At 60.5% G+C, this 21793-nt stretch carries 22 protein-coding genes and 1 pseudogene; 11 read left to right on the top strand and 12 right to left on the bottom strand.

The window, feature by feature from the left end:
• Window positions 1-179: 179 nt before the first annotated feature.
• From DU29_RS0101905 to DU29_RS0101890, 4 genes are read left to right on the top strand one after another with little or no spacing between them, the layout of a single operon-like run.
• Complete coding sequence (locus tag DU29_RS0101905; protein ID WP_028620173.1) at window positions 180-482, top strand: MazG-like family protein; 303 nt, start codon at window positions 180-182, stop codon at window positions 480-482.
• Window positions 482-1231 carry a methyltransferase gene (locus DU29_RS0101900; RefSeq protein ID WP_028620172.1) on the top strand — a complete coding sequence of 250 codons (750 nt, stop codon included), beginning with the start codon at window positions 482-484 and terminating at the stop codon, window positions 1229-1231. The genes DU29_RS0101905 and DU29_RS0101900 overlap by 1 nt, the downstream gene beginning before the upstream one ends.
• Window positions 1232-1243: 12 nt before the next feature.
• Window positions 1244-1864, top strand: coding sequence for a DUF4136 domain-containing protein (locus DU29_RS0101895; RefSeq protein WP_028620171.1), 621 nt, complete (start codon window positions 1244-1246; stop codon window positions 1862-1864).
• A 51-nt stretch (window positions 1865-1915) separates the two neighbouring features.
• Complete coding sequence (locus DU29_RS0101890; protein WP_028620170.1) at window positions 1916-2479, top strand: DUF4136 domain-containing protein; 564 nt, start codon at window positions 1916-1918, stop codon at window positions 2477-2479.
• Between the two features lie 38 nt (window positions 2480-2517).
• Here DU29_RS0101890 and DU29_RS0101885 read toward each other — a convergent pair whose 3' ends face one another.
• Window positions 2518-3372, bottom strand: a complete 855-nt coding sequence (locus DU29_RS0101885; protein WP_028620169.1) for a MaoC family dehydratase — start codon at window positions 3370-3372, stop codon at window positions 2518-2520.
• A 2-nt stretch (window positions 3373-3374) separates the two neighbouring features.
• On the bottom strand, window positions 3375-4733 hold the full coding sequence (locus DU29_RS0101880) for a 3-oxoacyl-ACP reductase (protein WP_028620168.1): 1359 nt from the start codon (window positions 4731-4733) through the stop codon (window positions 3375-3377).
• Between the two features lie 302 nt (window positions 4734-5035).
• On the opposite strand from DU29_RS0101880, the gene DU29_RS0101875 reads away from it, so the two are divergent.
• Complete coding sequence (locus DU29_RS0101875) at window positions 5036-6313, top strand: acetyl-CoA C-acetyltransferase (RefSeq protein WP_028620167.1); 1278 nt, start codon at window positions 5036-5038, stop codon at window positions 6311-6313.
• Window positions 6314-6504: 191 nt separating this feature from the next.
• On the top strand, window positions 6505-7296 hold the full coding sequence (locus DU29_RS0101870; protein WP_028620166.1) for an AraC family transcriptional regulator: 792 nt from the start codon (window positions 6505-6507) through the stop codon (window positions 7294-7296).
• Window positions 7297-7915: 619 nt separating this feature from the next.
• Here DU29_RS0101870 and DU29_RS1000000133650 read toward each other — a convergent pair.
• Together DU29_RS1000000133650 and DU29_RS1000000133645 are read right to left on the bottom strand one after the other, a co-directional pair.
• Window positions 7916-8644, bottom strand: coding sequence for a methyl-accepting chemotaxis protein (locus DU29_RS1000000133650; RefSeq protein ID WP_412072147.1), 729 nt, complete (start codon window positions 8642-8644; stop codon window positions 7916-7918).
• Between the two features lie 129 nt (window positions 8645-8773).
• Window positions 8774-9862: pseudogene (locus DU29_RS1000000133645) on the bottom strand (cache domain-containing protein); the annotation flags it as partial.
• 453 nt (window positions 9863-10315) lie between these two features.
• On the opposite strand from DU29_RS1000000133645, the gene DU29_RS0101860 reads away from it, so the two are divergent.
• Entirely contained in the window at window positions 10316-11209 is an 894-nt protein-coding gene (locus DU29_RS0101860; protein WP_028620164.1) for a PA4780 family RIO1-like protein kinase, read from the top strand.
• 202 nt (window positions 11210-11411) lie between these two features.
• Here the strand turns inward: DU29_RS0101860 and cueR are convergent, their stop codons facing one another.
• From cueR to DU29_RS0101845, 3 genes are all read right to left on the bottom strand, one after another.
• Entirely contained in the window at window positions 11412-11810 is a 399-nt protein-coding gene (gene cueR, locus DU29_RS0101855; protein ID WP_028620163.1) for a Cu(I)-responsive transcriptional regulator, read from the bottom strand.
• Window positions 11807-14200: a heavy metal translocating P-type ATPase gene (locus DU29_RS0101850; protein WP_028620162.1), complete on the bottom strand. Its 2394-nt coding sequence runs from the start codon at window positions 14198-14200 to the stop codon at window positions 11807-11809. Before DU29_RS0101850 ends, cueR begins: the two co-directional genes overlap by 4 nt.
• A 189-nt stretch (window positions 14201-14389) precedes the next feature.
• A complete protein-coding gene (locus DU29_RS0101845) occupies window positions 14390-14773 on the bottom strand; it encodes a hypothetical protein (RefSeq protein WP_028620161.1) in 384 nt (127 codons plus the stop codon).
• A 145-nt stretch (window positions 14774-14918) separates the two neighbouring features.
• Between DU29_RS0101845 and DU29_RS0101840 the strand changes: the two genes are divergently transcribed.
• Window positions 14919-15116, top strand: coding sequence for a heavy-metal-associated domain-containing protein (locus DU29_RS0101840; RefSeq protein ID WP_028620160.1), 198 nt, complete (start codon window positions 14919-14921; stop codon window positions 15114-15116).
• Between the two features lie 127 nt (window positions 15117-15243).
• Entirely contained in the window at window positions 15244-16440 is a 1197-nt protein-coding gene (locus DU29_RS0101835; RefSeq protein WP_028620159.1) for a multidrug effflux MFS transporter, read from the top strand.
• Window positions 16441-16449: 9 nt separating this feature from the next.
• Here the strand turns inward: DU29_RS0101835 and DU29_RS1000000132955 are convergent, their stop codons facing one another.
• The 3 genes from DU29_RS1000000132955 to DU29_RS0101820 all read right to left on the bottom strand — a co-directional run bounded on the left by DU29_RS1000000132955 (window position 16450) and on the right by DU29_RS0101820 (window position 18134).
• Entirely contained in the window at window positions 16450-16617 is a 168-nt protein-coding gene (locus DU29_RS1000000132955; protein ID WP_177326932.1) for a hypothetical protein, read from the bottom strand.
• 177 nt (window positions 16618-16794) lie between these two features.
• The gene (locus DU29_RS0101825) at window positions 16795-17808 is read right to left on the bottom strand and encodes a zinc-binding alcohol dehydrogenase family protein (protein WP_028620158.1); all 1014 of its coding nucleotides are present in this window, start codon (window positions 17806-17808) and stop codon (window positions 16795-16797) included.
• A 32-nt stretch (window positions 17809-17840) separates the two neighbouring features.
• Window positions 17841-18134, bottom strand: a complete 294-nt coding sequence (locus tag DU29_RS0101820; RefSeq protein ID WP_028620157.1) for a putative quinol monooxygenase — start codon at window positions 18132-18134, stop codon at window positions 17841-17843.
• 120 nt (window positions 18135-18254) lie between these two features.
• Between DU29_RS0101820 and DU29_RS0101810 the strand changes: the two genes are divergently transcribed.
• Complete coding sequence (locus DU29_RS0101810; protein WP_028620156.1) at window positions 18255-19184, top strand: LysR family transcriptional regulator; 930 nt, start codon at window positions 18255-18257, stop codon at window positions 19182-19184.
• A 314-nt stretch (window positions 19185-19498) separates the two neighbouring features.
• On the top strand, window positions 19499-20236 hold the full coding sequence (locus DU29_RS0101805) for an ArsR/SmtB family transcription factor (RefSeq protein ID WP_028620155.1): 738 nt from the start codon (window positions 19499-19501) through the stop codon (window positions 20234-20236).
• A 95-nt stretch (window positions 20237-20331) separates the two neighbouring features.
• Here the strand turns inward: DU29_RS0101805 and DU29_RS0101800 are convergent, their stop codons facing one another.
• Window positions 20332-21285, bottom strand: a complete 954-nt coding sequence (locus DU29_RS0101800; protein WP_028620154.1) for an adenosine deaminase — start codon at window positions 21283-21285, stop codon at window positions 20332-20334.
• Between the two features lie 78 nt (window positions 21286-21363).
• Window positions 21364-21793: isopenicillin N synthase family dioxygenase (locus DU29_RS0101795; RefSeq protein ID WP_028620153.1), on the bottom strand; the 430-nt coding region annotated here is incomplete at its 5' end.

Raw genomic sequence — 21793 nt, 5'->3', positions numbered from 1 at the left:
GCATGTTTGCCGAATTTGAATCTTGGCCTATCGATCAGGGCGCCGAGTTCCCTGCTGCCGCAATCGCCTCAGTATGACTCAGGAAAGCTGCAGCCGCTGAACGCTGGCGCCGTCCGCGCTACACAGACCTTGCCATGATTGAGGATCCCCCCGAAGCTATACGCCTTCAGGAGAGCCCGATGAACCTAGTTGAACTGACCGAACGCTTGCACGCCATCCGCGATCGCAATAACTGGCGACAATTTCACAGCCCGAAAAACCTGGCGATGGCCGCGAGCGTGGAAATGTCCGAGCTGGTGGAAATCTTCCAGTGGCTCAGTGAAGACCAGTCCCGCCAGTTGCCGGCCGACAAACTTGCCCACGCCGGGCAGGAAGTCGGCGACATCGTGCTCTATCTTTTGCTGTTGTGCAGCGAGCTCGGTTTGGACATGAACGAAGTGGTGCGCAGCAAACTCGCCGACAGTGAACGGAGATTCAGCTGATGAGCGACCGTCATTTCGATCAACTGGCGACCCGCTTCGCAGAGAAAATCTACGGCGGCGCGAAAGGAGCAATCCGCCTCGCCGTGCTCCAGGCCGATCTGGCCGAAGTCCTGCCCGAGCGGCCACTGCGCGTGCTCGACATCGGTGCCGGCCTGGGCCACATGTCGCTGTGGCTGGCCGAGCGCGGGCATGAAGTGACGCTGGCCGAGCCTGCCGAGCCGATGCTTGAAGGCGCCCGGCAGCGGTTCGCCGATGCCGGGCAAACCGCGACATTCATTCAGGCTCCCTGGCAGGATCTGCTCGGGCAGCTCAACGAGCCCTATGATCTGGTGCTCTGTCACGCGGTACTCGAATGGCTCGCCGAACCCCACGCGATCCTGCCGGTGCTGCATCAACTGACCAAACCCGAAGGCTGGTTGTCGCTGGCGTTTTACAACCGCGATGCGCTGATCTACCGCAACCTGCTCAAGGGTCACTTTCGCAAAATGCGCAAGAACGACATGGCCGGCGAGAAACAGAGCCTGACCCCGCAACAGCCACTTGATCCGCGAGAGCTTGCGGCGCAACTTGAAGGCCTGTGGCGGGTCGAAACCCAGAGCGGGGTTCGCGTTTTTCACGACTACATGCCGGTGGAATTCCAGGCCCGCGCGTCACTGGTGGATCTGCTCGAAATGGAGCTCGCCCACCGTCGCCACCCAGGCTTCGCCGGGCTTGGGCGTTACCTGCACTGGATCTGTCGGCCGATCTGATCGGAGCGCGAAATGAAAAATCGTTCAGGGTTACTGCTGATCTGTCTGGGTCTGGCTGCCTGCCAGGGCAGCAACCCTTACGTAGGGAGTTCCAGACCTCTGCCGCCGGCCCCACCGCAAGCGGCAAGCACCTTCGACCGCAGCGCCTACCCGGCACCGCCGCGAGACTACGGCCGTTACCGCAGCTGGTCGTGGCTCAACGGGCGCCTGCCACCGGGCACGGCCTGGGCTGACTCGGCGCAGGTCGCCGAAGCCGTGAGCAGCGCGCTCGATCAGCGTGGCCTGCGCCCGCTGCATGACAATCGTGCTGCCGACCTGTTTGTCAGCGCCGACCTTCGGCTGGAAACCCGCATGCGCCAGGTTCGCGATGACTACGGTTACGGTGGCGGTTATGGCGGTTACGGCGGCTACAATCGTTATGGCAGCGGTTACGGCATGTACAACACGGTGCCGATCGTGCGTACTTACCAGGAACAGGTTGTGGTGGTGCGCGTGGACTTGTTCGATGCTCAGAGCGGCCAGCCAGTCTGGAGTTCGAGTGCCGAAACCAGCAATCGCGGTTCACAGGGCGCGCAAACCGATGCCATTCGCGAAGCGGTGGAAAAGGCCATGTCGGCCTATCCGCCGAGCTAGCCGGAATTGCCTGGTGTACCGCAGATTCATGTCTTCACTCGGAGAATCACCATGTTCCGTCGTATCGCACTACTGGTTGTCGCCGCACTGCTCAGCGCCTGTGCCGCCAACCAGGTCAACAATGACTTTGATGCCAGCCGCGACTTTGCCGCGTATCGCAGCTGGAGCTGGATGGAACCGGCTCTGCAATATCGTCCCGATGACCCACGAATCAAGAGTGACCTGACCGAGCAACGCATTCGCCAGTCGGTGTCCGATCAGCTCGATCAACGCGGCCTGCGCCCGGCACCCGGGGGCAGCAGGGGTGATCTCAGCGTGCAGACCTACCTGATCGTCGAGCAGCGCCAGCAACAAGTGACGACCCACTACGGCGGCGGGGGCGGGTGGGGCAGTCCGTGGAGTGGTTACTGGGGCGGGCCGATGTACAACGAAACCCGCAACGTCAGTTACAAGGTCGCGATCATTCAGATCGATCTGCTGGACAGCAAGGACGGCAAACTGGTGTGGCGTGGCAGCGATGAACAACTGGTCAGCGGTTCGCCGAATCCGACTGATCGTGCCAACGCTATCCGCGAGACGGTTGGCAGGATACTCGCCAATTATCCGCCTCGCTGAAAGGCACCTTTGCGCGCGATTGCCCTGCTATGGCGAGCTCAGGAAATCGGCCGCCAGTGCCCGACCATGTGTTGCAGCTCCCCGACACCCATCAATTGGAAATCGCCGCTGGAGCCTGCCGCGCTGGCCAGTAACGTCACCTCGCTGGGCAGGCGTACCGGTTTGTGAAACTGCACCGCAATCTCGACGTTGGCTGTTGGCAGGTGTTGATCCAGCGCCGCCAGCGTGCGCGCCTTGTTCCACAGGCCATGGGCGATCGCCGTCGGGAAGCCAAACAGCTTGGCGCTCGCGGCACTCAAATGAATCGGATTGTAATCGCCCGACACTTTCGCGTATTGCCGACCGATGTCGGCCGGGGCCTTCCAGCGGCTGACTTCGGTGAGCGACAAGCTTGCTGCCAGGACTTCTTCGACGGGGTCACCGTCGAGTTTGACGCCACGACAGAGCATCTGGCTTTCAGCCTCCCAGAGCGTCCCCAATTGATCTTCCAGGGTCGTCAGCAGATCAAATGTCGCACCTTTGGCGTGCGGTTGCAGATTGACCACCTGCACACTGACTCGCGCGCGATGCACGCCGCCCATCGGCCGAATAAGGCGAATGCGGTTGCTCAAGTGAATCAACCCCAACAGGGGAAACGGAAAGTCTTTGGCTGTCAGCAAGTGCATCTGCAAAGCGAACGCTAGGATGTGCGGGTAGGTCGGTGGCAGCAAGCCGCTGTCGGCAAACCCGCAAACCTTGCGATAGTCCGCGAGGCGTTTTGGATCGACATCGACCCAGCATCGCAGCCCAGTCTCGGGCAGCGTGGTGCCAGTGATCTTGCGCCGCACCGCCGCTTGCGCGTACGAGGCAGGCAGGCCGGGCTCGCGTTCAAGTGTGTGCCAGTCATTGTTCATGGTTACGCCCCCAGCACACTTTGCCCGCAGACACGCAGCGCTTGTCCGGTGTAGCCGCCCGTGCCCGGTTGTGCCAGCCAGGCCACGGCTTCAGCAACGTCTTGTGGCACGCCGCCCTGGCCCAGCGAGCTCATGCGCCGTCCGCCTTCGCGCACAGCAAATGGCAGGTGCGCCGTCATCTGGGTTTCGATGAACCCCGGTGCGACTGCGTTGATGCTGATGCCGCGCTCATTGAGCAGCGGTGCCCAGGCCTGTGCCAGACCGATCAACCCCGCCTTGCTGGCGGCGTAATTGGTTTGCCCGCGATTGCCGGCAATACCGCTGATCGACGCCAGCAGAATGACCCGGCCGTTGTCGCGCAACGTGCCGCTGTCGAGTAGCGCCTTGGTCAGCACCTGTGGCGCGTTGAGGTTGACCGCGAGCACCGCGTCCCAAAATTCCGGGGTCATGTTGGCAAGGGTTTTGTCGCGGGTGATGCCGGCGTTGTGCACCACGATATCAACGCCATCGGGCAGGTCTTCGATCAACTGCGCTGCCGCGTCTTCGGCGCAAATGTCCAGGATGATGCTGCGCGCGCCGAGGCGTGCGGCGAGGCCTTCCAGATCGTTTTTGGCCTGCGGGACGTCCAGCAGAATAACGTCGGCGCCATCGCGGGCCAGCGTTTCGGCGATGGAGGCGCCAATCCCGCGTGCGGCGCCCGTGACCAGAGCCTTACGCCCGGACAACGGGCGGGTCCAGTCGGTAACCGGAGTGTCACAGGCATTCACCCGGACCACTTGCCCGGAGACGAAGGCGCTCTTGGGCGAAAGAAAAAATCGCAGCGGGCCTTCCAGTTGATCTTCGGCACCTTCACCCACCTGGATCAGTTGCAGAGTCCCGCCGCCGCGTAATTCCTTGGCCAGCGAGCGGCTGAAGCCCTCCAGCGCGCGTTGGGCGCTGGCGGCGAACGGGTCGCTGATTGTTTGCGGGTCGCGTCCGAGAATCACCACGTGTGCGTTGTGATCAAGGTTTTTCATCAACGGTTGAAAAAACTCGCGCAGCTGTTTCAGCGCGTCGGTCTGCTTCAATTCGCTGGCATCGAATACCACGGCTTTGAGCTTGGGGCCGTGGCCAGGAATCCATGCCGCGGCTTTTTCAGGTGCAGGTTCGGTGCCGTAGCTGAAAATCGCGTCAGTCAGGCGATTGGCGAAAGCGCTGACTTTTTCCGCCAGCGCACCGCCGCCAATCAGCAGCGCGCCTTCGACAGGGCGCAGCCGGCCCGCTTGCCAGCGCTCCAGTCGGACGGGCGTCGGCAGACCAAGGGCACCGACCAGACGTTGGCCGAGGGACGAGTTGGCGAAGTCGATATAACGGTCAGACATGGAACGCGCTCCAGCAGCTGGGGTTCAAAGTGTGGACCACGAATGGCAATCAGTCGTTCGATCCACGAATAAAGCCTACGCTTGGGCATTGCATATTGATTCGGACCGGGCTTGGCAGCATCTGCAGGGAACTGCGGTATCTGGGGGAGCGACTTTGTGGCGAGGGGATTTATCCCCGTTGGGTGGCGAAGCCGCCCTGAGATTCTAAGACTGCTGCACGGTCCGACGGGGATAAATCCCCTCGCCACAGGCCAGCCCCACATTGGACCGCGTTGATATTTGAATTTTTATCAGGAGCTTTTATGACTCAGCTGCGTCGCGTCGCAATCATCGGTGGCAACCGGATTCCCTTCGCCCGCTCCAACGGGCCATACGCTACCGCGAGCAACCAGGCGATGCTCACGGCCGCGCTCGAAGGCCTGATCGAGCGGTTCAACCTGCACGGTGAGCGCATGGGCGAAGTCGCGGCGGGTGCCGTGCTCAAACATTCCCATGATTTCAACCTGACCCGCGAATGCGTGCTTGGCTCGCGGCTCTCGCCAACCACACCGGCCTATGACATTCAGCAGGCCTGCGGCACCGGCCTTGAAGCTGCGTTATTGGTGGCGAATAAAATTGCCCTCGGCCAGATCGACTGCGGCATTGCCGGTGGCGTCGACACCACGTCCGACGCGCCGATCGGGATCAACGAAGGCCTGCGCAAAATTCTCTTGCAGGCCAATCGAGGCAAAACCACTGCCGACAAACTGAAAACGTTCCTGCAGTTGCGTCCAGGCCATCTCATCCCGCAATTCCCGCGCAACGGCGAGCCGCGCACGGAGCTGTCCATGGGCGAACATTGCGAATTGATGGCGCAGACCTGGAACATCCCGCGTGAGGAGCAGGATCAACTCGCCCTCGAAAGCCACCAGAAAATGGCTGCGTCCTACACCGAGGGTTGGCATAACGACCTGATGACGCCGTTCCTCGGCCTGACCCGCGACAACAATCTGCGCCCTGACCTGACGCTGGAGAAACTCGCTTCACTGAAACCGGCATTCGAAAAAAGCGCCAAGGGCACGTTGACGGCGGGCAACTCGACGCCGCTTACCGATGGTGCCTCGCTGGTGCTGCTCGGCAGTGAGGAATGGGCGAAGGCGCGCGGCTTGCCGATCCTCGCTTACTTGCGCGACGGCGAGGCGGCAGCGGTGGATTTCGTCAACGGCGCGGAAGGTCTGTTGATGGCACCGGTGTATGCGGTGCCGCGTTTGCTGGAGCGCAATGGATTGACGTTGCAGGACTTCGATTATTACGAGATTCACGAGGCGTTCGCCGCGCAGGTGCTGTGTACGCTCAAGGCCTGGGAGGATCCCGAATACTGCAAAAACCGACTGGGGCTCAACGCGCCGCTGGGTTCTATCGACCGCATGCGTTTGAACGTCAAAGGCAGTTCACTGGCAGCCGGGCACCCATTTGCCGCCACGGGCGGGCGCATTGTCGCCAGCCTGGCCAAGTTGCTGGACGCTGCCGGCAAGGGTCGTGGCCTGATTTCGATTTGTGCCGCTGGCGGCCAAGGCGTCACAGCCATCATCGAACGCTGATCCCGTTAGTCGAACCGGAAACCTGTGGGAGCGAGCCTGCTCGCGATAGCGGGGTCTCAGTCATCGAAGATATTGACTGGAACGCCGCCATCGCGAGCAGGCTCGCTCCCACATGGGATTCGTGGTGTTGAATTGATCAACCATTTGCCCTAACGTCCGCTGCAAGCCCTTACCCGATATTACCCCCACAAATGGCGACCAACGGACAACTCTCACTCGAACGAACAATCCCCGACCTGACCGCTCTGCCGCGCCCGCTGTTCGCCCGTGCCGAAAGCCTGAACGCCGGCTCCTGGACGCCGCCGCATCGGCATGACTGGGTGCAATTTTCCTATGCCATCAGCGGCGTTCTTGGCGTGCATACCGCCGAGGGCAGTTTTTTTGCGCCGCCGCAGTGGGGCATCTGGATCCCCGCCGACCTTGAGCATCAGGTCGTCACGTCGATGCGCGCCGAGATGCGCAGCCTTTACGTGCGTCGCGAAGATTGCCAATGGGCCGATGGGCGATGCCGAGTGCTGGAGGTGACGCCGCTGGCGCGGGAATTAATCAAGAGTTTTTGCCAGCTGCCGGTGGAATATCCCCAGGGCGACAGTGCTGAAGCGCGTCTGGTCAGCGTTTTGTTGGATCAATTGGCGAATCTGCCGGAAGTCGGTTTCTCGCTGCCGTTGCCGCGCCATCAGCGCTTGCTTGAATTATGTAACGAGCTGATCGAAAACCCTGAGCTGCACGTGACGCTACAGGATTGGGCAGGCCGCCTGGGCACTTCGGATAAAACCCTGATGCGCCTGTTCCAGCGCGAGACCGGGTTGAGTTTTCGCGGTTGGCGCCAGCGGATGCGCTTGCTGTCGTCGTTGAATGTGCTGGAGAGTGGCGAGAGTGTGACCAACGCGGCGCTGGCTTGCGGGTACGACTCGACGTCGGCGTTCATTGCGGCGTTCAGAGGGTTGTTCGGGTTTACGCCGGGGGAATTGTTTCGGCAGTGAGGATGCTTTCGCGGGCAAGGCGGATCGCCGCCGGGTCGCTTCTACATCTGAAATACGGACGAACGAACAGACCAGCTTGACTCCCGCAAATTGAAATGCGGACAAATCCAACAGCCAGGTCGGCTATCAGGCCGCCTCGGCGGCTGTGGCGGTTAGCGCACCGTCGGGAGGCTGAGCGCAGGTTCTGCGCAGTGGGCAACCCGGCATGGATGCCGGGTTAGCTGCCCCGGCCATGGATGGCCGATGGCAGCGGGCCCACGGAGAAGGACCGGAGCGAAGGCATGGCGAGCACTAGCGAGCCACCGGACGTCAGGGGCAAGAGCGTTTGGTTACTTGGCGCTTTTCCAAGTGACCCGCTGTAAGAGCGGAACCAATTTCAGTCGCTGCCGCAGCAATGGATATGTACACCCACAAAAATTCAATCGCTCGGAACATAGCCATCGCAGGCAAGCCAGCTCCCACAGTGAACCGAGCACATCCTCGAAGATTCAGTAAAATTCAAGTCCGCCATCGCGAGCAAGCTCAGCTCCCACAGGGGGGAGATTCGATTCCTTGTGTCCGAGCCTGATCCTGGCGGCGATCCCACAACCGGCCGCCAAGCCCTCACGGCAGTTGCAAATCAGGTCCTAAACCGCCGAACCAACCCATCCAGCTCATTCGACAACCCGGCCAGACTCTGCGAATCCAGCCGCGCCGAATCCGCCAGTTCCGCCACCAGCTGCGCATCGCCGTGGATCTGGCTGATGTGCCGATTGATGTCTTCAGCCACCTGATGCTGTTGTTCCGCTGCCGTCGCAATCTGTGTATTCATGTCGCGGATCACGTCCACCGACTCACGAATCTGCCCGAAACTGCTGCGCGCCTCGCCAATGCGGGTGACCGATTGTTGCGACACTTCCAGGCTCGCGCGCATCTGATGAGTCACCTGGCTGGTACGTTTGGCCAGAGTACCCAGCAACCCGTCGATCTCCGCCGTGGAATCGGCCGTGCGTTTGGCCAGCGCCCGCACTTCATCGGCCACCACCGCAAAACCCCGACCTTGCTCACCAGCCCGGGCAGCTTCGATGGCAGCGTTCAGCGCCAGCAAGTTGGTCTGTTCGGCAATCGAGCGAATGGTCCCCAGAATCGACTGGATGTCATTGCTGTCGCGTTCCAGCTGTTGCATCGACTGCGCCGACTGCTCGATCTCCTGACTCAAGCGATCGACACTGCTCACAGCCGCATCGATCTGTTGCTGACCTTCACGCGCCTGACGCTGGCCACTGTCGGCCGACTCTGCCGCCTGGCTGCACGAGCGCGCGACTTCGTTGGCGGTCGCGACCATTTCGTGGAACGCCGTGGACACCATGTCCACTGCTTCACGCTGACGACCGGCCGCTTCGGCCATGTCGCTCGACACCTGCGTCGAGCTTTTCGAGGTGGCGAGGATTTTCGTCGCGGCGCCACCGATGCTTTGAATCAAATTACGAATCGCCGCCAGAAACTGGTTGAACCAGCTGGCCAGTTGCGCGGTTTCATCGCTGCCACGCACCTGCAGGTTTTTGGTCAAGTCCCCTTCACCCTGAGCAATGCCTTCCAGGCCGCTGGCGACGCTGCGAATCGGGCGCACGATGACACTGGCGAAGCTGGCGCCAACCACGGCGAAAATCACCGCGAGCACAGCCGCGATAATTGCGATCAGCCAGGTCAGCTGAGTAGCCGAGCTCATCACATCGTCCTGTTTGATCAGGCCGACAAATGTCCAGCCGAGTTGTTCCGAGGGCCAGACGTTGGCCATGTAACGCTCACCATTCAGCTCGACTTCCACTAGCCCTTTGCCGGCCTTGCCCAATTGCGCGTAACCCTCGCCAAGGCTGCTCAACGGTTTGAAGTTGTGTTCCGGTTGTTTCGGGTCGACCAGCACGGTGCCGGTGTTTTCCATCAACATCAGGTAGCCGCTTTCACCCAGCTTGATCTGTTTGACGATTTCGGTGAGCTGCTTGAGCGTCACGTCGATGCTGACCACGCCACCGTTGGTCCCCAGTTTGTTGTCGATGGTGCGTACGGTGCTGACGTAGGTTGCATCGTCCTCGGCCCAGTAATACGCCTCGGTGCGAAACGGCTTGCCCGGTTTGGCCTGCGCCGCTTTGTACCAGGGACGCTGGCGTGGGTCGTAATTGTTCAGCTTCGCGTCGTCCGGCCAGGACACGTAACCGCCGGCCGCCGTGCCGAGGATCGCGTAGGCGTAGGAAGGGTGGCTGTTGCCGAGGTTTTGCAGCAGGGCGAAGACCTTTTTGTCGGCCTCGCCTTGGGGAATACTTTCCGCATTGGCGCTCATGTAAGTCTTGAGGCTGTCATCGGATTCTTTGATCAGCGGCTGAGACGCCAGGTAATCGACGTTCTGGCTGATGCCGTCGAAAAATATTTGCATGGCATTGCTGACCTGACGAATTTCGCGACCACTGCTGTCGACGAAATTGTCCTTGGCGTCACTGCGCAAGTTCAGCACAACGAGGGTGGCGACCAGCACCACGGGCAAGCAGGCGATGATTGCAAACGCCCAGGTCAGCTTCTGTTTGATGTTCATCCGCGCTCCAGATTTTCTTGTAGGCCCACGCAGTGCAGTTGACTCGCGGATTTATTGGCAGCAATAAACGTGATGGTTGAACCCGGCTCCCTGGGTGCGGCCTCGTTTTTATCGGAACGATCGTCGGACAAATTCCCTCGTCACTGAAGACTTCGGCTGTTGTCAGAGGAAATTGAGGGCAGAAGGGATAAATCCTACGAAGGGTATGCCTGCGTTTGTCGGGTTCTGTCGCAAATCCCCTGCATTGGGTCACCAACAATTCCCATCAGCTCAGCTATGATCCCCATCGGTCGAATGGCATCGGCGGGGTGCATCGATAAATACGGCACATTGTGTGCTTACTGTTCCCCACGGAACGTTCATAGGTCGGCACCCCCTCCCCCGATTGAGCAGATTGCCGTATAACGAATGACTTTCGCGTGTTTGGTAATAAAGGACCCACAATAAAAGCTGATGAAGACTCCAAAACGCATTGAACCCCTGATCGAGGACGGTCTGGTCGACGAGGTGCTGCGCCCACTCATGAGTGGTAAAGAAGCAGCTGTTTATGTGGTGCGCTGCGGCAACGAGTTACGTTGCGCGAAGGTTTACAAGGAGGCGAATAAACGCAGTTTCCGCCAGGCGGCCGAATATCAGGAAGGCCGCAAGGTGCGCAACAGCCGGCAGGCTCGGGCGATGGCCAAGGGCTCGAAGTTCGGCAAGAAAGAAACCGAAGATGCCTGGCAGAATGCTGAAGTGGCGGCGTTGTTTCGCCTCGCCGGTGCCGGTGTCCGGGTACCCAAGCCGTACGACTTCCTCGAAGGCGTGCTGCTGATGGAACTGGTTGCCGACGAATACGGCGATGCGGCGCCGCGTCTGAATGACGTGGTGCTGGAGCCGGATCAGGCGCGCGAGTATCACGCGTTCCTGATTTCGCAGATCGTGCTGATGTTGTGTACCGGACTGGTGCACGGTGACTTGTCCGAGTTCAACGTACTGCTGACGCCGACAGGTCCGGTCATCATCGACCTGCCGCAAGCGGTTGACGCGGCGGGCAACAACCATGCTTTCAGCATGCTTGAGCGGGATGTGGGCAACATGGCGTCGTACTTCGGCCGGTTCGCGCCGGAGCTGAAGCAGACCCGTTACGCCAAAGAAATGTGGGCCTTGTACGAGGCCGGCACCTTACACCCGGCGAGCATTTTGACCGGTGAGTTCGATGAGCCGGAAGAGCTGGCCGATGTCGGCGGCATCATGCGCGAAATCGAGGCGGCCCGCCTGGATGAAGAACGCAAGCAAGCGGTACGCGCGGCGGACGATGCGCCACCGGGCAAAACCGAAGAACCGCCTCCACCGTGGATGCAGTGATCGGTTGAACAAAACCCGGCCTCGGCCGGGTTTTTTGTGGGCGACGGTTTGGGGTAGACAGTACTGGCGCCTTCGCGAGCAAGCCCGCTCCCACAGGGTTTTGTGTCAGGCCTGAAGCCTTTATGCACGCTGCACCTTGTGGGAGCGGGCTTGCCCGCGAAGGCGTCGGTAGATTCGACATCTGTGCCAACGGCACGACCTACTAGGCGCAGCACCCCGATTCGAGACTTTTCAGAATCGGACAGTCCGGGCGGTGATCGCCCTGGCAGTGATCCACCAGATCCTGCAGCGTGTCGCGCAGTTGCCCCATCTCGAGAATTTTGCGATTCAGCTCGTCAATGTGCTGGCGAGCAAGCGCTTTGACATCCGCGCTCGCCCGTTGCCGATCCTGCCAAAGGGTCAGCAACTTGCCGACTTCCTCCAGTGAAAAGCCCAGGTCCCGCGACCGCTTGATGAAGGCCAGCGTGTGTAAATCATCCTCGCCATAAACCCGATAACCGCTGTCCGTGCGATGAGCTGCCTTGAGCAGACCGATCGACTCGTAATAACGAATCATCTTCGCGCTGAGTCCGCTTACCCGAGCCGCTTGGCCAATGTTCATCGGTCATCCTCCAGGTCCTTGGGTTTCCAGGTTTTCAACAGTAACGCATTGCTGACCACGCTGACGCTCGACAACGCCATCGCCGCGCCGGCCAGTACCGGATTGAGGAAGCCGAAAACCGCCAGCGGAATACCGATCAGGTTGTAGACAAATGCCCAGAACAGATTCTGACGAATTTTCGCGTAGGTCTTGCGGCTGATTTCCAGCGCGGCCGGCACCAGTCGAGGATCGCCGCGCATCAGGGTGATCCCGGCGGCGTGCATCGCGACATCGGTGCCGCCGCCCATGGCAATGCCGATGTCCGCAGCCGCCAGGGCCGGTGCGTCGTTGATGCCATCGCCGACCATTGCGACCACACCGGTTTTCTTCAGCGTCGCGACCGTCGCGGCTTTGTCGGCCGGCAGCACTTCAGCGTAGACATCCTCGATGCCCAGCGCTTCGGCGACCACGCGGGCGCTGCCGCGATTGTCACCCGTCAGCAGATGACTGCTGATGTGGCGCTCGCGCAGTTGCTGCACCGCTTGCAGCGCGCCGGGTTTCAACGTGTCACCGAACGCGAACAACCCGAGCACTGCGGGGGTGGGGCTTTGTTCGATCAGCCAAGACAACGTGCGGCCTTCGGCTTCCCATGCGGCGGCAGATTCGGCCAGCTCACCCGCTGGCAAAACGCTTTCGTCCAGCAGGCGACGATTGCCCAGCGCCAGACGTCGGCCATCAAGGCTGCCGGCGATGCCGCGCCCCGTCAGCGACTGACTGTCGCGGATATCGGCAACGGTTAGACCGCGTTCGGCGCAAGCGTCCAGTACGGCTTTGGCCAGAGGGTGTTCACTGCCGCGTTGCAGCGCCCCGGCCATTTGCAACAAGGCGCTTTCGTCACCAGCGATTGCGCTCAAATGCGCGATGCGCGGCGTGCCCGAGGTCAGCGTGCCGGTTTTATCAAACACCACCGCGCTGACTTCATGGGCGCGTTCGAGCGCTTCGGCGTCCTTGATCAAAATGCCATAGCGCGCGGCGACGCCGGTGCCGGCCATGATTGCAGTCGGAGTGGCGAGACCAAGAGCGCACGGACAGGCTATGACCAAAACCGCGACAGCGTTGATCAGCGCTGTCTCGACGGGCGCTCCGTAGAGCCACCAACCGATCAGCGTCGCCAACGCGATTAGCAGAACGGTTGGCACAAACACCTGGCTGACTTTATCCACCAGTTTCTGGATCGGTGCCTTCGCCGCTTGCGCGTCTTCGACCAGACGGATAATCCGCGCCAGCACGGTTTCTGCGCCCAAGGCTTGCGTGCGCACCAGCAGCCGGCCCTCACCGTTGATTGCGCCCCCGGTGACTTTATCCCCAGGCTGCTTCGGCACCGGCAGGCTTTCGCCACTGATCAGCGCTTCATCGGCATGGCTCTGACCCTCGATCACCTCACCGTCCACCGGAAAACGTTCGCCAGGTTTGACCATGACCAGATCGTTGAGGCGCAAAGCGTTGATCGCGACGTCCTGTTCGCGGCCATCGATCACTTGAATCGCGCGCTCCGGACGCAGCGCTTCGAGGGCGCGGATGGCGCCGGCGGTCTGCCGTTTGGCGCGGCTCTCCAGGTATTTGCCCAGCAGCACCAGCGCAATCACCACGGCGGACGCTTCGAAATACAGATGCGGCATGCGCCCGGCGGCGGTCGCCCATTCGTACAGACTCAAGCCATAACCGGCGCTCGTGCCTAGGGCGACCAGTAGATCCATATTGCCGGCCCCGGCGCGCACGGCTTTCCACGCTGCCACGTAAAAACGCGCACCGAAGATGAATTGCACCGGCGTCGCCAATGCAAACTGCGCCCATGCGGGCAGCATCCAGTGCACACCGAACGGTTGCAGCAACATCGGCAGTACCAGCGGCAGGGCAAGGGCAATCGCCATGACCAGCGCCAGCCGCTCACGGTGCAGACGTTGTTGCTGATGATCGGTTTGCGGCTGTTCGACTTCCCAGACGCTGGCGCTGTAGCCCGCTTTGGCGACAGCGGCGATCAGGGTCTGCGGATCAATTTGCCCAAGCAGTTCGAGGTGAGCACGCTCGTTGGCCAGATTGACGCTGACACTTTTCACCCCGGATACCTTGGCCAGCGCACGTTCGACCCGACCGACGCAGGAGGCGCAGGTCATGCCTTCGATGCTTAATTCGAGACTCTGCCGGGGCACGCTGTATCCGGCCTGTTCCACGGCATCCATCAATGCTGGCAGGCTGTCGCCGGGCGCCTGGACGCGGGCCTGTTCGGTGGCCAGGTTGACGCTGACCGCACTGGCGCCGACCACTTTACTCAGGGCGCGCTCGACGCGCCCGGCGCAACTGGCGCAGGTCATGCCGGCAATCGGCAGATTAAATGTGGTGGATTCGGACATCGGTCGCGCTCCCTGTAGTAGATGCCTACAGGATCAACCTTGCCACGCTGGCAAGGTCAAGCGCCAATTTTCAACCCATCCAAGAACGCTGTCGGAGCAAGCTTGCTCGCGATAAAATCAGCGCGGTCGTTCAGTTACACCGCACTGTCGACGATCGCGAGCAAGCTTGCTCCTACGGGTGGCCGGAGATCAATAGTCGAGCGCAGCAGGCTTCAAATACATGCCTTCCTGCGTCATCGCGATCCGGAACTTCAGCACATCCCCTGCCTCGAGGGTGATGTTCTGCGAACCCGGGGCAAGCATGCCGGGGTTGCAACCCGGTGCCTGGCCCGGCAGTAGCTTGAGACGCAGCGAGACGTTACCCGGCGGCAGGTTGAACGATGTGCTCTGTTCCTGGAACAGCCGCGCCGACAACTGATCCTGGATGTACACGCCAATTTCGCAATTGGTCGAGACTTCCAGGCGCTCGCGGGAAATGATCAGCACGCCGTAATCCACCGGGGCAGCGTTGACGTAGGGCGTAGCGGCGAAAAGGCTGAGCAAGCCAAACAGGCTGAAAGCTGACCAGCGCATGGCTGAATCTCCTGAATCAAGTCATTGATGCATGCAGCTTGGCCGAGCGCGGCGCCGATTGCCAGCCCGGCCGTTCACGGCAGAACTTGACCTTGCCATGGTGGCAAGCTCGACACTGCACGCAACCTATCAAAGGAGTCATCCCATGCAGGTATTCAACGTTCAAGGTATGTCGTGCGGGCATTGCGTAAAAGCCATCACCCAGGCGCTGCAGGCTAAGGATCCAGCGGCCAGTGTGCGGATCGATCTGGCGGCAAAAGAAGTCGGCGTTGAGAGTGCGCTGACGGTCGACCAGGTGATTGCTGCCATTACTGAAGAAGGCTACGAAGCGAAAGTCGCCTGAGCCCAGACATCAATACCCGAGGGAGCATTTCATCATCCGGGATTAATAGTTAGCGACCTATCGGATGTTCAAGGCGTTCCCGCGCAGCTAGACTAGGTGGCTGCCGACTTGTCCCACTGGATGCCCGATGAACTTCCGTACCATCTTGATACTTGGCGCCTTGAGCGCATTTGGGCCGCTGGCGATAGATTTCTATCTGCCGGCGTTCCCGACCATGGCGCTGGCATTCGGCACCGACGAAGCACACGTCCAGCTCACGCTGGCGGCGTATTTCCTTGGTTTGTCGATTGGTCAATTGCTGTACGGACCTGTGGCGGATCGCTTCGGGCGACGGATTCCGTTGCTGGCCGGCGTCGGTCTCTTCACTGCTGCGTCCTTGGCGTGCGCTTATGCGCCCAACCTCGAATGGCTGATCGCTGCGCGTTTCATTCAGGCGTTGGGCGGTTGTGCGGGGATGGTGATTTCGCGGGCGATTGTCAGCGATAAATGCGATGCCGTGGGCTCGGCCAAAGTCTTTTCGCAATTGATGCTGGTGATGGGCCTGGCGCCGATTCTCGCGCCAATGCTGGGCGGGTTGCTGGTCAACACGACGGGTTGGCAGTCGATCTTCCTCGCGCTGACGGGTTTCAGTGCACTGGCGGCGCTGGCCGTGGCGCTTGGATTGCCGGAGAGCATGCCTGCCGATGCGCCACGTCAGCCATTGTCAGGTGCGCTGCGTCAATACGGGCGGTTGTTGTCAGACCCGATCTTCCTCGGCCACGCGCTGACCGGCGGCATCGCCATCGCCGGGATGTTCGCCTACATCACCGGTTCGCCCTTCGTGTTCATCAAACTCTACGGCGTGCCGGCTGAACATTTCGGTTGGCTGTTCGGCACCAATGCGGCGGGGTTCATTCTGGTGGCGCAGATCAATGCGCGGATGCTCGCAAAGCGTGGTCCGGCCTTCTTGCTGGTGCGCGCGGTGTGGGTTTACCTAGTGGCTGCGCTGGCTTTACTTGTGGTCAGTTCGCTGCACACCGAACAATTGTGGCCGCTGCTGGTGCCGTTGTTTATCTGCATGGCCAGCCTGGGCTGCATTCTGCCGAACGCCTCGGCCTGTGCAATGAACGGGCAGGGTGCTCGTGCGGGTAGCGCCTCGGCGCTGCTCGGTTGTCTGCAATTCAGTGTCGCTGCGGGCGCTGCCTGGCTGGTGGGTTTTTTATACGATGGCACGGCCGTGCCGATGGCCATGGTCATCAGCCTGTGTGCAATTCTGGTGGTGAGCGCGGCGATGCTCACCCGGCGTTTGCAAAATGCCCGGGCGCTGGTTCAAGCCCAGGTTTGAGGAAGAACCTCAGCCAGCGGCGCGCTGCTGGTCGGGGAACTGATGAGGGGCGTGCAGGCGCGCTTCAAGGGTGCGGGTGAAAGCGCGAGCTTCGGCTTCGCTGCGGAATGTCACGCTATGCTGGTCCAGACGGACCTGCCATTGGGATTTTGCCAATTCTTTTATCAGGATCTTCATTGCTGACCTCCCTTTGCGTAAAAGATTGTCTTGCAGAGGCTTCGATTGTAGACCCGATTAACCCTGCAGTTGTGACAGAGGTCAACCTTCGGACTGACGGCAAAGATCGCAGGCTCCTACGGATTCAACTGTGGGAAACATCCGTAGGAGCTGGCGAAGCCTGCGATCTTTTGATCTTCAGAAACCTTCGAGCACAATCTTGCCTTTCGACTTGCCGCTTTCCAGCAGTTCATGTGCGCGGCGCAGGTTGGCCGCATTGATGGTTCCGAAATGCTCACCGACCGTCGTCTTCAATGTGCCCTCATCGACCAACTGCGCCACGCGATTGAGCAGTTTGTGCTGCTCGATCATGTCCGGCGTTTCAAACAGCGAGCGGGTGTACATGAACTCCCAGTGCAGCGACAGGCTCTTGCGCTTGAGTTTGGTTACGTCCAGTGACTTGGGATCGTCGATCAGCGCGAGTTTGCCTTGTGGTGCCAACGCTTCCACCAATTGATCAAGGTGATGCCCGGTCTCGGTCAGGCTGGCAACGTGCGTCACCTGCCTGACGCCGGCGCGTTTGAGCTCCTCGCTCAGCGGCTGGCTGTGATCGATGATCAGGTCGGCGCCCAGGTCGCGCACCCAGCTCTGGGTTTGCGGACGCGAGGCGGTGCCGATCACTTTCAGCCCTGTCAACTGATGCGCCAGCTGAGTCAGGATCGAGCCGACGCCGCCGGCAGCACCCACGATCAGCAGACTCTGCCCTTCATCGGTTTTACCCTCGCGCACCTGCAGCCGCTCGAACAGCAGCTCCCACGCGGTGATCGCGGTCAGCGGCAGGGCGGCGGCTTCGGCAAAACCGAGGGTCTTCGGCATGTGGCCGACGATGCGCTCATCGACCACGTGCAGCTCGCTGTTGCCGCCGGCGCGGGCGATGGAACCGGCGTAAAACACCTTGTCGCCAGCCTTGAACAAGGTCACTTCGCTGCCGACTTCCTTGACCACACCGGCAACATCCCAGCCCAGCACCTTCGCAGCGCCATCTTCCGGCTGGACGTTCTGGCGGATTTTTGTATCCACTGGATTAACCGAGATGGCTTTGACTTCCACCAGCAGGTCGCGCGGGCCGGCAACCGGCGAAGGCAGCTCGATATCCTGCAGGGACTTTTCGTCGCTGATCGGCAGCGAGGTGTAATAGGCAATGGCTTTCATGAAGGATTCCCGGACGGTAATAGAAGAGGGGTTCAGGCCACCGAGCGCAGGCGCTTGAGCTCGAAGTGTTCAAGAAACGCGTCGGCCTTGGCGCGGAAGTTCTGGATGTGCGCACTGGCGTCGTGTGCTTGCAGAGCCTCGTCGCTGCTCCATTGTTCGATCATGTAAAAAGCCAGCGGATTCGACAGGTCCTGATGCAGATCGTATTGACCGCAACCGGCCTCGGCGCGGGTAGGTTCAACCAAAGCGCGCAGGTGCTGTTCAAGGGCTTCTTGCTGACCCGGTTTGGCAATCAGGGTGGCGATGGCAGTAAAGGCTTGGGACATGGTCGGCTCCGGCAGTGAAGGTTATTCAGGATGGAGGATGATTAGCTATTTCGCTGCAAGATAAAACCCGCTAAAAGAGCAGTCTCTTTCAATATTTTTTTGATAATCAGGGGCTCAATCATGCTGCGTTTCGATGACCTGCAGCTGTTTGTTCGCGCGGCGGATCTCGGCAGCCTGTCGGCAGCGGCGCGGGTCATGGATATGTCCGCTGCTGTAGCCAGCGCGGCGTTGAAGCGCATCGAACTGCAACTCGGCGCACGCTTGCTCGCCCGTTCGACACGCAGTCTGCGTCTGACCGCTGAAGGCGAAGGTTTTCTCGAATATGCCCGGGCCGCCCTGAGCAATCTTGAAGAAGGCCGTCGTTTGTTGAAAAGTGGCCAGGATCAGGTCAGCGGCATATTGCAGCTGTCCGCACCCTCGGATTTCGGCCGTAACGTGCTGCTGCCCTGGCTGGACGAATTCCAGCGCGAGCACCCGAAGCTCACGGTGCGGCTGTTGCTCGGCGACCGCATTGCCGACCTTTTTCGCCAACCCGTGGACATTGCCCTGCGCTACGGCGAACCAGAGGACTCAAGTCTGGTGGCGTTGCCGATCGCCGCGCAAAACCGCCGGGTTTTGTGTGCGGCGCCCGCTTACCTGGCCCGGCACGGTGAGCCGCGGCAACTGGAGCAGCTGGCTCAGCACAATTGCCTGCTGTTCATGCTGGGCAGCCGGGTTCACGATCACTGGAGTTTTCACGATGGCAAGCGCGAGGTCGGTCTGACCGTCAGTGGAGATCGTTTCAGTGACGATGCCGATGTCGTGCGTTTATGGGCGCTCGCGGGCGCGGGCATCGCCTACAAATCCTGGCTGGATGTTGCGGCTGACGTGCTGGCCGGTCGTTTGAAAGTATTGCTGCCGGAACTGCTCTGCGAGCGTGCTCCGCTGAATCTGTTGTGCGCACATCGCGCACAGTTGAGTAAGCCTGTGAACCTTTTGCGGGAAATGCTTGCCAGCCGATGCGCCCAATTGAGTAGTCAGTTCCCGGCTTTCTCGGCGATCGGTCATTAGTCGCAGGAAAATAGCGAAATTTCTCTCAGGAACTATCACCACCAATGGTTTCTGAAGGGCAGGATGCGGCAGTTAACAGGCTTATACTGTGGGCCGCCTCATATGCGCACCGCCGAATCCACCGTGGCGCGTCCGCGATTGATCGACAAATCCCTGCGGTGATTTTCTTTTCCTTCGCGAAGCTGCAAAGCGCTGGCCTGGGTAGGCGATGGCTTCGCCCGATAAACGGCGGTTTTCCCGTCTTGGCCGATGACACATTACTGGTCAAGATGTCTCCGAGCAGTAGACGAAACGATTCAACAGGGAGTGAATACATGGAACATGCACCTTGCATCAGCCAGATTGCCACGTTGCTGGCTGACCCAAAGCGCAGCGCAATGATGTGGGCCTTGATGGATGGCTCGGCGCGACAAACCGAAGAGCTGGCGCTGCTGGCCAGGCTGTCACCCTCTTCGGCCAGTGCACACCTGGGGCGTTTGTCCGCCGGAGGTCTGTTAAAAGTTGAAACCCGCGGTCGCAAGCGATTTTTCCGCCTGGCCGCCCCTGAAATAGGCGCCGCCATAGAGGCACTGGCCAGCGCGACGATTGCCAGCACGCCGCGGGAAGTCCCTGACGTGTTCAAGCGCACTACCCCCATTCCCATCCCGAAACCTCAGACCGCGCCTTCTTCATTGCTGCGCGCCCGGCTCTGCGACGATCATCTGGGCGGCACCCTGGCTGCAGACCTTTATCAGCGTTTGCTGGATGCTGGCTGGATCGAGCAATTCGACCGGCGAGTGTCGATCACCCATAAGGGCGCTACGCAGTTGGCGAACCGGGGTGTGTATGTTCAAGCGCTGGCGCACACCAGCAGCAAAGCTGCGTGCGCGTGTCCTGACTGGAGCGAGCGACGCCCGCATATGGGTGGGTCATTGGGCGCGGCGCTGCTGCAATTGTTCATGCAGTCGGGCTGGCTGAGCTTGCCGAACGATTCTCGGGCTTTGCAAGTGACTGCGGCGGGGCAACGGGAAATTCACCGCTTCGCCAAAGAGACCGAGCTGGAGATAGCCTAGGCTTGGGATCGTTGCCACGCTCTGTCCGGCAGCCGGGACGCTCTGCGTTCCGACCTCAGAGCGCGGCTACGCTCGGTAACTGATGTTTGATCGATTTAAGGTTTGATCAATCTGGCATCCAGACTGTTCTGCGCCAGACGCTTGGCCTGATCCTGGGTCATGCCCAGATCGGTATACAGCGCATGGAAGTTCTCGGTGACATAACCACCGAAGTACGCCGGGTCGTCGGAATTCACGGTGACCTTCACGCCACGCTCGAGCATGTCGAGAATATTGTGCTGCGACATGTGGTCGAACACGCACAGCTTGGTGTTGGACAAAGGGCACACAGTCAGCGGGATTTGTTCGTCGATGATCCGTTGCATCAGGCGTTCGTCTTCGATGGCGCGCACGCCATGGTCGATGCGCTGGATTTTCAGCAGATCAAGTGCTTCCCAGATGTATTCCGGCGGGCCTTCTTCACCGGCGTGGGCAACCGTCAGGAAACCTTCGCCACGGGCACGATCGAACACACGCTGGAACTTGCTCGGCGGGTGACCCATCTCCGAACTGTCCAGACCGACTGCTACAAACGCATCGCGAAACGGTAGCGCCTGGTCGAGGGTTTTCTCGGCTTCGTCTTCGCTCAAGTGGCGCAGGAAACTCAGGATCAAACCGCTGGTGATGCCCAGTTGTTGTTCGCCATCCTTCAACGCGGCGGCGATGCCGTTGAGCACCACTTCGAAAGGAACACCACGGTCGGTGTGGGTTTGCGGGTCGAAGAACGGTTCGGTGTGAATCACGTTCTGCGCCTTGCAACGCAACAGGTAGGCCCAGGTCAGGTCGTAGAAATCCTGCGACGTGCGCAGGACATCGGCGCCTTGGTAATACAGGTCGAGAAACTCCTGCAAATTGTTGAAGGCATACGCCCCGCGCAGCGTTTCGACGTCGCTCCACGGCAGGGCGATCTTGTTGCGCTCAGCCAGGGCGAACAACAGCTCGGGCTCCAGCGAGCCTTCCAGATGCAGGTGCAGTTCTGCCTTGGGCAGGGCGTTCAGCCAGTCGTACATATTCTTTTCTCATCAGTTGCAGATGGCGGCATTCTACAGGTGCTCGTCGAAACAATTGGCAAAACCTGACCAGCCGGTTCAGGCCATCAGCGAATCCCGTCGATAGGCGTAAGTATCGGCGAAGCGCGACAGCAGAAATTCAGCGCAGGTGGTCGCGGGGTATTTCGCTGGATGCTCTGGTCCCTGACAGCCGGGCAGGCACTCGATAATGGTGTCGGGATGGGGCTCGGCAAAGAACGGCATCGAATAGCGATCCACCCCCAACGGACTGATCACCCGGTGCGGCGTCGACAGGTAACGATCGTTGCTCCAGCGCGCCATCATGTCGCCGAGGTTGACGACAAACGTGCCGTCGATTGGCGGAGCATCAATCCACTCACCGTGCACATTGCGCACTTGCAGTCCGCCCGCCGCGTCCTGGTACAGCAGCGTGATGCATCCGTAATCGGTGTGCGCGCCGGCGCCTTGCTGCTCTTCGCAGCTGGCGGTGTGGCGGGGGGGGGGGGGG

It is taken from the genome of Pseudomonas sp. Ant30-3 (assembly GCF_000690905.1).
Lineage (GTDB): Bacteria > Pseudomonadota > Gammaproteobacteria > Pseudomonadales > Pseudomonadaceae > Aquipseudomonas.
The sequence above is the reverse complement of the archived record's forward strand: the minus strand, read 5'-3'. Positions and strand labels throughout refer to the sequence as shown.